Source organism: Sphingomonas guangdongensis (assembly GCF_900199185.1).
GTDB lineage: Bacteria > Pseudomonadota > Alphaproteobacteria > Sphingomonadales > Sphingomonadaceae > Sphingomonas > Sphingomonas guangdongensis.
On the sequence record NZ_OBMI01000002.1, the window covers coordinates 747,808 to 759,787 of the forward strand.

13 protein-coding genes are annotated in these 11,980 nt (G+C 68.9%); 6 read left to right on the forward strand and 7 right to left on the reverse strand.

From position 1 onward, the window contains the following. The first annotated feature begins 91 nt into the window (after window positions 1–91). From fabD to mltG, 6 genes are all read left to right on the forward strand, one after another. A complete protein-coding gene (fabD, locus tag CRO12_RS10770; protein WP_097064014.1) occupies window positions 92–1,027 on the forward strand; it encodes an ACP S-malonyltransferase in 936 nt (311 codons plus the stop codon). A gap of 39 nt (window positions 1,028–1,066) precedes the next feature. Then, a complete protein-coding gene (locus CRO12_RS10775; RefSeq protein ID WP_097064015.1) occupies window positions 1,067–1,459 on the forward strand; it encodes a GxxExxY protein in 393 nt (130 codons plus the stop codon). A gap of 52 nt (window positions 1,460–1,511) precedes the next feature. Beyond that, entirely contained in the window at window positions 1,512–2,252 is a 741-nt protein-coding gene (gene fabG / locus CRO12_RS10780; protein ID WP_097064016.1) for a 3-oxoacyl-[acyl-carrier-protein] reductase, read from the forward strand. 94 nt (window positions 2,253–2,346) lie between these two features. Beyond that, window positions 2,347–2,583, forward strand: a complete 237-nt coding sequence (locus CRO12_RS10785; protein ID WP_019515010.1) for an acyl carrier protein — start codon at window positions 2,347–2,349, stop codon at window positions 2,581–2,583. Between the two features lie 119 nt (window positions 2,584–2,702). Then, window positions 2,703–3,962: a beta-ketoacyl-ACP synthase II gene (gene fabF, locus CRO12_RS10790; RefSeq protein ID WP_097064306.1), complete on the forward strand. Its 1,260-nt coding sequence runs from the start codon at window positions 2,703–2,705 to the stop codon at window positions 3,960–3,962. A gap of 22 nt (window positions 3,963–3,984) precedes the next feature. Continuing rightward, complete coding sequence (gene mltG / locus CRO12_RS10795; protein ID WP_097064017.1) at window positions 3,985–4,953, forward strand: endolytic transglycosylase MltG; 969 nt, start codon at window positions 3,985–3,987, stop codon at window positions 4,951–4,953. 3 nt (window positions 4,954–4,956) lie between these two features. On the opposite strand, the gene CRO12_RS10800 is transcribed toward mltG, so the two are convergent. From CRO12_RS10800 to zwf, 7 genes are all read right to left on the reverse strand, one after another. Beyond that, window positions 4,957–5,718, reverse strand: coding sequence for an SDR family oxidoreductase (locus CRO12_RS10800; RefSeq protein ID WP_097064018.1), 762 nt, complete (start codon window positions 5,716–5,718; stop codon window positions 4,957–4,959). Window positions 5,719–5,783: 65 nt separating this feature from the next. Beyond that, window positions 5,784–6,218 carry a hypothetical protein gene (locus CRO12_RS10805; RefSeq protein ID WP_097064019.1) on the reverse strand — a complete coding sequence of 145 codons (435 nt, stop codon included), beginning with the start codon at window positions 6,216–6,218 and terminating at the stop codon, window positions 5,784–5,786. Between the two features lie 2 nt (window positions 6,219–6,220). Further along, window positions 6,221–6,841: a bifunctional 4-hydroxy-2-oxoglutarate aldolase/2-dehydro-3-deoxy-phosphogluconate aldolase gene (gene eda / locus CRO12_RS10810; RefSeq protein ID WP_097064020.1), complete on the reverse strand. Its 621-nt coding sequence runs from the start codon at window positions 6,839–6,841 to the stop codon at window positions 6,221–6,223. After that, on the reverse strand, window positions 6,838–7,803 hold the full coding sequence (glk, locus tag CRO12_RS10815) for a glucokinase (RefSeq protein ID WP_097064021.1): 966 nt from the start codon (window positions 7,801–7,803) through the stop codon (window positions 6,838–6,840). Before glk ends, eda begins: the two co-directional genes overlap by 4 nt. Window positions 7,804–7,806: 3 nt before the next feature. Then, window positions 7,807–9,630, reverse strand: coding sequence for a phosphogluconate dehydratase (gene edd / locus CRO12_RS10820; RefSeq protein WP_097064022.1), 1,824 nt, complete (start codon window positions 9,628–9,630; stop codon window positions 7,807–7,809). 20 nt (window positions 9,631–9,650) lie between these two features. Beyond that, a complete protein-coding gene (gene pgl / locus CRO12_RS10825) occupies window positions 9,651–10,358 on the reverse strand; it encodes a 6-phosphogluconolactonase (RefSeq protein ID WP_097064023.1) in 708 nt (235 codons plus the stop codon). A 148-nt stretch (window positions 10,359–10,506) separates the two neighbouring features. Continuing rightward, window positions 10,507–11,964: a glucose-6-phosphate dehydrogenase gene (zwf, locus tag CRO12_RS10830; RefSeq protein ID WP_179640969.1), complete on the reverse strand. Its 1,458-nt coding sequence runs from the start codon at window positions 11,962–11,964 to the stop codon at window positions 10,507–10,509. Between the last annotated feature and the right edge of the window lie 16 nt (window positions 11,965–11,980).

The following is an 11,980-nucleotide window of genomic DNA, read 5'->3' on the forward strand; positions in this document are numbered from 1 at the left end:
CGCAGAAGGACAGGCAAGCTGTCAGTTGGTTCAGCCTTGCCCTGATCCCCTGCGCTGCCTAGGCGCGCCTGTCACAATCAAGAGGTCGGTCATGCGCGCGTTCATCTTCCCGGGGCAGGGCAGCCAGTCGGTCGGCATGGGCGCCGCGCTCGCCGCCGCCAGTCCGCGCGCGCGCGAGGTTTTTCAGGAGGTCGACGACGCACTCGGCCAGCACCTCTCCCGCCTGATGGCGGAGGGGCCGGAGAGCGACCTCCAGCTGACGGAGAACGCGCAGCCGGCGATCATGGCGAACGCGATTGCGGTGCTGCGGGTGCTGGAGCGGGAAGGCGGCGTGCGCCTGTCCGACACGGCGGACGTCGTCGCCGGCCACTCGCTCGGCGAGTACACTGCGCTCTGCGCGGCCGGCGCGCTGGACCTCGCGACCACTGCGCGGCTGCTGAAGACCCGCGGGCGGGCGATGCAGGCGGCGGTGCCGGTCGGCGAGGGCGCCATGGCCGCACTGCTCGGTGCCGACCGCGAGAAGGCGGAGGCGATCGCCGCTGCCGCGGCCGAAGGCGAAGTCTGCACCGTCGCCAACGACAATGATCCGGGTCAGGTCGTGATCTCCGGTGCGCGCGGAGCGATCGAGCGCGCGGTGCCGCTCGCCAAGGAGATGGGGGCGAAGCGCGCGGTGCTGCTGCCCGTGTCCGCGCCCTTCCACTGCCCGCTGATGCAGCCGGCGGCCGAGGCGATGGCGGCGGCGCTCGCCGATGTCTCGCTCCAGGCGCCGCTCGTCCCCGTCTACGCCAACGTCACCGCCGCGCCGGTCGCCGATCCGGCGGTTATAAAGGCGCTGCTGGTCGAACAGGTCACCGGCATGGTTCGCTGGCGCGAGTCGGTGCAGGCGATGTGGGCGGCCGGGGTCACCGACTATGTCGAACTCGGCGGCAAGGTGCTCGCCCCCATGGTCAAGCGCACTGCGCTCGACGCAACCACCGCAAGCGTGGTCGGCATGGACGACATCGAGGCGTTGCTGAAGCTGTTGTAAGAAGATGGTTCAGAGAAGGCGCAAAGGCGCAAAGAGGAGATGGTAGAGCTTGAGGCAGCGGCAGCGGATGTCATCGACGCGGCCCTGATGATCCATCGACGGATCGGGCCGGGGTTGCTCGAGAGCGCACACGAGGCGATCCTGGCGGCGGAACTGACGCGGCGCGGTCATCAGATCTCGCGGCAGCAGGCGATCAGCTTCGCCTTCAATGGGTTGCGCTTCGACAACGCCTTTAGGATCGACCTGATCGTCAACCTAGGACTGATCGTAGAGATCAAGTCCGTCGAGCGCCTCGCGGCCGTTCACACAAAGCAACTTCTCACGTACCTGAGATTGATGGAGCAGCCCCTCGGGCTGCTCATTAACTTTGGTGGGGAGACACTGCGCGAGGGGCTCAAGCGCGTCGTGAACAATCACATCTTCGCGCCTTAGCGCCTTCTCTGAGCCAACTTTCCTTTCTCTTCCTTCTTCGGAGCAAGACCTAATGTTTGACCTGACAGGCATGACCGCGCTGGTGACAGGCGCGTCGGGGGGGATCGGGTCCGCGATCGCGCGGGGGCTGGCGGCGCGGGGCGCGCGGTTGGCGGTGAGCGGGTCCAACGCGGAAAAGCTGACGCGCTTTCGCAAGGAGCTCGGCGGCGAGCACGTCGCGGTGCCGTGCGACCTGTCGAACCCGGTCGCGGTCGATCAGCTGGTGCCCGCGGCTGTCGCGGCGCTCGGCGGGCGGCTCGACATCCTGGTCAACAACGCCGGCGTCACCCGCGACAACCTGGCGATGCGGATGAAGGACGAGGAGTGGGCGGAGGTCATCCGCATCAACCTGGAGGCCGCGTTCCGCCTGGTCCGCGCCGCCGCCAAGCCAATGATGAAGGCGCGGTTCGGGCGCGTGATCTCCATCACGTCGGTGGTCGGACAGACCGGCAACCCGGGCCAGGCGAACTATGCAGCGTCGAAGGCCGGACTGGTCGGCATGAGCAAGGCGCTGGCGCAGGAACTCGCCAGCCGCAACATCACCGTCAACTGCGTCGCGCCGGGCTTCATTCGCTCCGCCATGACCGAGGCCTTGCCGGAAGCGCAGAAGGCCGCGCTGCTCACCCGTATTCCGGCCGGCGACCTGGGAACGGGCGAGGACATCGCCGCTGCCGTCGTCTATCTTGCCAGCCGCGAGGCGGGCTATGTCACCGGGCAGACGCTGAGCGTCAACGGTGGCATGGCGATGATCTAGGCCGATATTAACAAGGGCTGCACGCCCCTTGCGCGGCTCCCGGGCGCGCTCTAGGTGCGGTCACCAACAGACCTCCCGCAGAAGGACAAGGGACATGAGCGAGACTGCCGACCGCGTGAAGAAGATCGTCGTCGAGCACCTGGGCGTCGAGGCCGACAAGGTGACCGAGGATGCGAGCTTCATCGACGATCTGGGCGCGGACAGCCTCGACATCGTCGAGCTCGTGATGGCGTTCGAGGAGGAGTTCGGCGTCGAGATCCCCGACGATGCCGCGGAGAAGATCACGACCGTCAAGGACGCGATCACCTACATCGACGAGCACAAGGGCTGATCGCCCGGCGTCGCCGCGCGGACGCGCGGCGGCACAAATCCTAGCGGCTCCCCGTCCCGGGTTTTCCAAGGGGCCGGGAGCCGTTGGTGTTTCACGACAAGAAGGATCTGGAGAAGCGTATGCGCCGCGTCGTCGTGACCGGGCTCGGCCTGGTGACCCCGCTGGGAGCGGACGTCGAAACCGCGTGGAAGAACATCGTCGCGGCGAGATCCGGCGCGGCGACGATCACCCGCTTCGATGCCACCGACTTCCACACCAACTATGCGTGCGAGGTGAAGCCGGCCGATCACGAGTACGGCTTCGACCCGAACAAGCGCGTCGACCACAAGGTCCAGCGCCAGGTCGATCCCTTCATCGTCTACGGCATCGACGCCGCCAGCCAGGCGCTGGAGGACGCGGGTCTTACCGACATGAGCGAGGCGGAGCGGTTCCGGGCCGGCTGCTCGATCGGTGCAGGGATCGGCGGGCTGCCGGGGATCGAGAGCGAGTCGCTGGTGCTCGCGGCCAAGGGGCCGAAGCGGGTCAGCCCGCACTTCGTCCATGGCCGGCTGATCAACCTCATCTCGGGCCAGGTTTCGATCAAATACGGGCTGATGGGTCCGAACCACGCGGTCGTCACCGCCTGTTCGACCGGGGCGCACTCGATCGGGGACGCGGCGCGGATGATCGCGGCCGACGACGCCGACGTCATGCTGGCGGGCGGCGCGGAGGGCGCGATCTGCCCGATCGGGATCGCCGGATTTGGCCAGGCGCGCGCGCTTTCGACCGGCTTCCGCGACGATCCGACCCGCGGCAGCCGGCCGTACGACAAGGATCGCGACGGCTTCGTCATGGGTGAAGGCGCGGGCGTGGTCGTACTGGAAGAGTATGAGCACGCGAAGGCGCGCGGCGCGACCATCTATGCCGAGGTGATCGGCTACGGCCTGTCGGGCGACGCCTATCACGTCACCGCGCCGCATCCGGAAGGGTCGGGCGCGTTCCGGTCGATGGAGATGGCGTTGCGCAAGTCGGGCCTGGCGCTCGAGGACATCGACTATATCAACGCCCACGGCACCTCGACCCCGCTCGGCGACGAGCTGGAACTCGGCGCGGTCCGCAAGCTGTTCGGCTCGGCGATGGGCGGAGTCAGCATGTCGTCGACCAAGTCGGCGATCGGCCACCTGCTGGGCGGCGCGGGCGCGGTGGAGAGCATCTTCTGCATCCTGGCGATGCGCGACGGCGTGGTGCCGCCGACCCTCAACCTCGACAATCCGAGCGAGAACTGCGCGGGCGTCGACCTGGTACCGCACACCGCCAAGCAGCGGAAGGTGCGGGCGGTGCTGAACAACTCGTTCGGGTTCGGCGGCACCAACGCGTCGCTGGTACTGCGCGCGATCTGATCGGCGGGGCGGCGGCGGTCCGATGCGCAAGCTGGGTTGTATCGGGCTGATCCTCGCCCTGCTGGGCGTCGCCGCGTTGTTCCTGGTCGTCCAGAGCTGGGGCGGAGCGGGGCCGCTCGCGCGCAACACCTCCGTACTGGTGCCGGACGGCGCGACGCTCACCCGCGCGGCTACGGAGCTCGAGAAGGCCGGCGTGATCCGCTCCGCCGGCCGCTTCCTGCTGCTCGCGCGCGTGTTCGGCAGCGACGACCCGATCCGCGCGGGCGAGTACCGCTTCCCGGCCAACATCAGCCCGGCCGACGCGCTGAAGCTGCTGCAGGGCGGACGCACGCTCCAGCGCTTCGTGACGGTGCCGGAGGGCTGGCCCTCGATCATGGTCCACGACGCGCTGATGAAGGCGCCGGAGCTGACCGGCCCGGTCGCCGTTCCGGCGGAGGGCAGCGTGCTCCCCGACAGCTACAGCTACCAGCGCGGCGACACCCGCGCGGCGGTCACGGAGCGGATGAAGACGGCGATGCGGCGCTATCTGGCGGCGGCGTGGCAGCGCCGCAAGCCGACGACGCCGGTCCGGACGCCGCAGGAGGCGCTGATCCTGGCCTCGATCGTCGAGAAGGAGACCGGTAAGCCGGCCGAGCGCCGGATGGTGGCCGCGGTCTATTCTAACCGACTGAAGGCGGGAATGCCGCTCCAGGCCGATCCGACCGTGATCTACCCGGTGACGAAGGGACGGCCGCTCGGCCGCAGGATCCTGCGGTCCGAGCTCCAGCGCGACAATGGCTATAACACCTATGCGCGCGCCGGGCTGCCGATCGGGCCGATCGCCAATCCGGGGCGCGCGAGCATCGACGCGGTGCTTGATCCCGCGCCGTCGCCGGCCCTCTACTTCGTCGCGGACGGCAGTGGCGGTCACGTATTCGCGAACACGCTGGCTGAGCACAACGCCAACGTCCAGCGCTGGTATGCGCTCCGCCGCGCGCGGGGCGAGATGTAGCCGCTAGGCGCCGCGCGCCTTCGCCATATCGTATAGCTGGTCAACGAACTTATCGAGTGTTCCGTCCTTCTCGGCGTGGCGGAAGGCGCGGACGCGTTCGACTAGGATCTCGCTCGGCGTCGGCTCCTGGGCGAACAAAGCCATGACCTCATCTGCGAATTCGTCGAGCGGCTGGTAACCGTCGCGGTTCTCCTGGCCGGGCGTCAGGCTTGTCTGCACGCCGGGCGGTGCAAGCTCGATCACCTCGACCTCGCCCTCCAGGACCTTGCGGAGGCTGACGGTGTAGCTGTGAATCGCCGCCTTGGTGGCGCTGTAGGTCGGCGTGGCGGCGAGCGGCACGAACGCGAGGCCCGACGTCACGTTGATGATCGCCGCGTCCGCCTGCCCGCTCAGGTGATCGACCAGCGCGTCGGTCAGGCGGATGGGACCGAGCAGGTTGGTCTCGATCGTCGCCTCGGCATCGGCCAGGTCGCGGGCCTCTCCGGCCTTTTCATAGCGCATGATTCCCGCGTTGTTCACCAGCACGTTGACGGCCGGGTGTGCAGCGAGCAGCCGCTGCGCGAAGTCGACGACGCCGGCCGCGCTTTCGACATCAAGGGTCAGCGTGTGGATGTTGTCGCGGCCGGCCGCCGCGGCGTCGAGCGCCTCCTGCCGCCGTCCGGCGATGATCACGGTGTTGCCGGCGTCGTGCCAACGGTGCGCCAGCGCCTCGCCGATGCCCGAACCGCCGCCCGTGATCAGGATGGTGTTGCCGCTCTGCTTCATGGGTGTCCTCCGGATACTGCGAGCGCGCTAGGTAAGATGGCACGCGGTGATTTGTAGCCGGGCGGCTAGAGGTTCATACGAATGTCGACGACGTGCCCCTCTGGCGCGAGGAGCGCGCAACCCTTGCGGATCGCGCCCGCCACGTCGCCGACGATCGGACGCTGCAGCTGGTAGAGCGAGCGGTAAGCGATGAGGAGCGCCGGCTTGGAGGTATCATGGCGCGCGATGAAGTCGGCTGCGACCCCGCGTGTAGCGCCCGAAAAGCTGTGCATGGTCGCTGGCCCGCTACCCTCGATGCCCTTCTCAAGCAGCGGTCTGAGACGATCGCCCGGGAAGCCGGTCACGTCATAGGTGAACACGATGGACGAGATGCGCAGTCCGTCCGGCTTCTTGCCCGCGATTCGGGTCGCGCGATCGACGCACGCGCTGACGTCCTCGCTGGGCGGTTCGGCACCGCATCCTGCCAGCGCGATCGCCAGTAAGATGCCGGGCGCGCGCATGATCAGCGCGCCAGTGCGGCCGCTTGGCGCGCGGCCGCTTCGGTCTCCTCCAGCGAGCCGCCCGTAATCCAGCTGCCGCCGACGCAGAGCACCGGGCCGAACGCGAGGTAATCGGGTGCGGTCGCGGCGGTGATGCCGCCGGTCGGGCAGAACCTGGCCTCGTAGAACGGGCCGGCGAGCGCCTTCAGCGCCTTCAGCCCGCCGTTCGCCTCGGCGGGGAAGAACTTGAAGTGGCGCAGGCCGAGGTCATAGCCGCGCATCAGGTCGCCGGCATTGGCGATGCCGGGCAGAAACGGCACGCCGCTCTGCACGATCGGCTCGCCAAGCGTTTCCGTCAGCCCGGGGGAGACGATGAACTCGGCGCCGGCCTCAATCACCTGGTCGAACTGACCGGTCGTGACAACGGTGCCCGCGCCGACGATGGCGCCCTCGACCAGCTTCATCTCGCGAATGGCATCGAGGGCGGCCGGGGTGCGCATCGTCACCTCCAGCACCCTGAGCCCGCCGCGGACAAGCGCCTCCGCGAGCGGTCGCGCGGTCGCGGCGTCGTCGATCACCAGCACCGGGATAACCGGGCTGGTCCGCATGATGCTTTCGATGTCGAGCGGGGCGTTGCTGGTCATTGATGCTCCTGCGCGAAGGCGGCCGCGGCGCCGAACAGGCCGGGCTGGGGATGGGTGATGAGCTTGACGGGGATCGAGGCCATTAGGTTGCGGAACCGGCCCTTGGCGACGAAGCGGTCGCCGAAGCCCGAGGCGAGCAGATGGTCCTTGAGCCTGAGCCCGAGACCGCCCGCGATCACCACGCCCTTGGGCCCGTGGGTCAGCGCCAGGTCGCCGGCGACCGCGCCGAGCGCCAGACAGAAGCGGTCGAGCGCCGCCGCCGCTAGGCTGTCGGTCCCCTCTAGCGCGCGGGTCCAGATCGTCTTGTCGTCCAGCCGGTTGATCGCGCGGCCCTCTATTGCGGCCAGCGTCTCGTAGATCGCGACGATACCGGGTCCGGCGACGATGCGCTCGACCGACACGCGGTTGAAGATGCCGCGCAGGTGCTTCAGCAACGCGTCCTCGATCCGGTCGAGCGGCGCGAAGTCGATGTGCCCGCCCTCGGTCTCTACGACATGGTAGCCGGTGGCGGTACGCAGCACGCCCGCGACACCCAGACCCGTGCCGGGACCGCAAACGGTGATCATGCCACGGCCGGGAAGGGCAATGTCCGGGCCGCACAGATGAATGAAGTCGGCATCCGGCACCTGCGCCACGGCATGGCCAACCGCGCCGAAATCATTGACCAGCGTCCAGCTATCGACGTTCAGCCGCTCGCGGATCAGCGGCGGGCGGATGATCCACGGATTGTTCGACAGGCGGATAAGCTCGTCGTTGATCGGGGCTGCGACCGCGATCGCGGCGGCGCGGGGCAGGGTGCCGCCGCGGCTGTGCGCAAAGGCCTCCCAGGCGAGCTGGAGGCTGCCGTGCTCGGCGGTCTTGAGCGTGACCGGCTCGCCGAGCGTCCGGACACGCCCGCCATCCACCTCGGCGATGGCGAAGCGCGCGTGGGTGCCGCCGATATCGACCGCGACGATCTCCACCGCCTACAGTCCCGCGTGTGCTAGCATGGCAGAGCCGCCTTCCTCCGCGGTCGAGCAGCCGGTCCGCATCAGCGCGAACAGCTCGCGGCCGGTGCCGGCGGGCGGCGGTGGCGCCTCGGCCGCCTCGCGCGCGCCCCACTCCTCCGGATCGACCAGCGCGGACAGCACGCCGGCTTCCGCATCAAGGCGGATCACGTCGCCGTCGCGCAGCCGCGCGATCGGACCGCCGCCGAGCGCCTCCGGGCTCAGGTGGATCGCACACGGCACTTTCCCGCTCGCGCCCGACATGCGGCCGTCGGTCACCAGCGCGACGCGGAAGCCGCGGTTCTGGAGCACGCCGAGCGGCGGCGTCAGCTTGTGGAGCTCGGGCATCCCGTTCGCGCGCGGGCCCTGGTAGCGTACGACCACCACCACGTCGCGGTCGAGCTCGCCCGCCTTGAACGCGGCCTGCACCGCGGCCTGGTCGGTGAAGACCCGCGCCGGCGCCTCGATCACCCACCGGTCGCGCTCCACCGCCGACACCTTGATGCAGGCGCGGCCGAGGTTCCCTTCCAAAATCCGGAACCCGCCTTCGGGCGAGAACGGCGCGTCCACCTTGCGCACGATGCTGTCGTCTCCCGGCGCGTCCGGCAGGTCGGCCCAGGCGAGCCGGTCGCCGTCCATGAACGGCTTCCTGGCATAGGCGTCGAGGCCGTCGCCCATGACGGTCAGCACGTCGCCGTGGAGGTAGCCGCCGCGCAGCAGTTCGCGGATGACGAACGGCGGGCCGCCCGCCTCCTCGAAGCCGTTCACGTCTGCCGCGCCGTTCGGATAGACGCGCGCGAGCAACGGCACGACCTTGGACAGGCGGTCGAAGTCCTCCCAGTCGATGAGGATGCCGGCGGCGCGCGCGATCGCGGGCAGGTGGATCAGGTGGTTGGTCGATCCGCCGGTCGCGAGCAGCGCCACTGCCGCGTTCACGACCGCGCGCTCGTCCACCACATGGCCGATCGGGCGATAGTCGTTCCCGGCCCAGCCGATCTCCGTCAGCCGGTGGACGGCGGCGCGGGTCAGCTCCTGGCGGAGCTTGGTGCCCGGGTTGACGAAGGCGGCGGCAGGCAGGTGCAGCCCCATCGCCTCCATCATCATCTGGTTGGAATTGGCGGTGCCGTAGAAGGTGCAGGTACCCTTGCCGTGATAGGCTGCGATCTCGCTGTCGAGCAGCTCCTCGCGGGTCGCCAGCCCCTCGGCGTAGAGTTCGCGGACGCGCGCCTTCTCCTTGTTGGCGATGCCGGTGTGCATCGGCCCGCCCGGGATCATCACCATCGGCAGGTGACCGAACCGCAGCGCGCCCATCAGCAGCCCGGGCACGATCTTGTCGCAGATGCCGAGCAGGGCCGCGCCCTCAAACATCGCGTGGCTGAGCGCAACCGCGGTCGACAGCGCGATGGTGTCGCGGCTGAACAGCGACAGCTCCATGCCGTCATAGCCCTGCGTGATGCCGTCGCACATCGCCGGTACCCCGCCCGCCACCTGCGCCGTTGCGCCCGCCTCCAGCGCCCAGATCTTCATCTGCTCCGGGTAGCGGTAATAGGTCGCGTGCGCGGAGAGCATGTCGTTGTAGGCGGTGACGATCCCGATGTTCATCGCAGTGCCGCTGCGCATCGCGTCGCGCTGCTCGTCCGTCCCGGCATAGCCGTGCGCCAGATTGGCGCAGCCGAGCCGCGGGCGATGGTCGCCGTGCTCGCGCTCATGCGCGATGAGGTCGAGATAGGCGCGGCGGCGCTGGCGCGAGCGGTCGATCACCCGGTCGGTGACGGCGGCGACGTCGGCGTGGAGGTGCGGCATGGTCGCGGGTTCCGTCTCGCTCAGGGTGCCCAGTGGATGTCGACGGGCAGTTCGGTGTCGGCCAGGATACGCCCGATCGGGTATGGGGAGGAGGCGCCCTCCTTCACCGCATCCTCGATCACCTGGCGCTTGGCACCGCCGGTGACCGCCAGCATCAGCGCGCGGGCGGAGGTGATCGCCGCCTTGCTGAGGGTCACGCGGGGCACCGGCGCTTCCTTGGGCAGCGGCTCTGGCATAACTCCGAGCGCGCGGCGCTCACGCGGTCCGTTCAACGCCTCGTCATAGTCCGGGCCGGGGAAGATGGAGGCGGCGTGGCCGTCCCCGCCGACGCCCAGCAGGCAGAGGTCGAGCGGCCAGTGCAGGTCCTGAAGCAGCGCGTCGGCGGCGCGGCCCGCTGCCTTGTGGTCGGGCGCGGTTGCGCTCACCAGCGGGATGACGCGCGCGCCCTTCGGGATGAAGGCCTTCCCGATGGCGGTGACGTTGGAGAGCGGATCGCCCAGCGGCACGATCCGCTCGTCGCCCGGCACGATCGTTACGCGCTTCCAGTCGAGCTTGGCCTTGGCGAGATGCTCGTAGATCGGCAGCGGCGTCTTGCCGCCCGCCAGCGCGATCACCGCCGCCCCGCGCGCATCGATTGCGCTCTCGATCACGAAGCCTATGTCGCCCGCGACCGCCTCCGCCATCTCGGCCGCGTCGTCGTAGTCCCACCATTCGATTTCGGTCGTCATTAACTCGTCTTTCTGCACCGTTCGTCCTGAGTAGCCATTGAGCGAAGTCGAAATGGCGTGTCGAAGGATGCTTCGATACGGGTCTTCGACTTCGCTCAGCCCCTACTCAGCACGAACGGTTGAGGGAGCGTGGCGGTCCGTCAATCCGTCACTCCGTCCACGACACCCCGTCACGCTCGGTCAGTGCAATGGCGGAGGACGGCCCCCAGCTACCGCTAGGGTAAGGCTTGGGCTTTGTGTCGTTCGCGTCCCAGCCGGCGCGAATGCCATCGATCCAGGTCCACTGCGCCTCCACCTCGTCGCGGCGGACGAAGAGGGTCGGATCGCCTTCGATTAGGTCGAGCAGCAGGCGTTCGTAGGCGATGCGGCGGCGCGTGCCGGCGAACTCGTGATCGAGCGCCAAGTTCAACGGCACCTCGCGCAGCTTGATCCCCTCGCGGTCGAGCCCCGGCTGCTTGGCCATGACCAGCAGGCGGACATATTCCTCCGGCTGGAGGCGGATCACCAGCGTGTTCGGCTGGAGCTGCCCACCACGGCTGGAGAAGATCGAGTGCGGCACCGGCTTGAACTGGATCGCGATCTCGCTCTGCCGCGCGGGCAGCCGCTTGCCGGTGCGCAGGTAGAAGGGGACGCCCTGCCAGCGCCAGTTGTCGACGTGCGCCTTGATCGCAACGAAGGTCTCGGTGCCGGACGGCTTGCCGAGCTCGTCGGCGTAGCTGCGCACCACCTTGTCGCCGACCGCGCCCGCGCCGTACTGGCCGGTGACGGTCAGTTGGCCGCTGTCCTTCGCCTCGATCGGGCGGAGCGAGCGTAGGACCTTGACCTTTTCGTCGCGGATCGCGGTGCCGTCGAAGCGCGCCGGGGGCTCCATCGCGATCAGCGCGAGCAACTGGAGGATATGGTTCTGCACCATGTCACGCAGCGCGCCGGCGCCTTCGTAGTAGCCGGCGCGGTCCTCCAGCCCCACCGTCTCGGCGATGGTGATCTGGACGTGATCGATCCCGCCCGCGTTCCAGACGGGCTCGAACAGCGAGTTGCCGAAGCGGAGCGCCAGGATGTTCTGGACGGTCTCCTTGCCGAGGTAGTGATCGATCCGGTAGGTCCGCGCCTCCGGAAACGCGTGGGCGACGGCGTCGTTGATCTCTCGCGAGGAGGCGAGGTCGTGGCCGAGCGGCTTCTCCAGCCCGATCCGCACGGTATCGCCGGCGAGACCGACCGACTCCAGCCCGTGGATCGTCGCCTCGAACAGCGAGGGCGCGGTCGAGAGAAAGATCGCGAGCCCGCCCGACACATCGCCGATCTTGGCCGCCAGCGCGCCGTACCCCTCCAGCGTCGATGCATCGAGCGGCTGGTACTGCACCCGCTCCAGGAAGGAGGCGATCGCCGCGTCATCCTTGCGGTCCTCGGGCAGGAACTCGGCGAGCGCGGCGCGCGCGAACTCGCGGAAGCTCCCGTCGTCGTGATCGGACCGCGCGGTGCCGGTGATCGTCAGCCCCTCCGGCAGCAGCCGGTCGGCGTGCAGCCCGTAAAGCGAGGGCAGCAGCATGCGCCGCGAGAGATCGCCCGTCGCCCCGAACAGCAGCAGCTTGCTCACCGGCTCCTTCATGCGCACACTCCTTGGT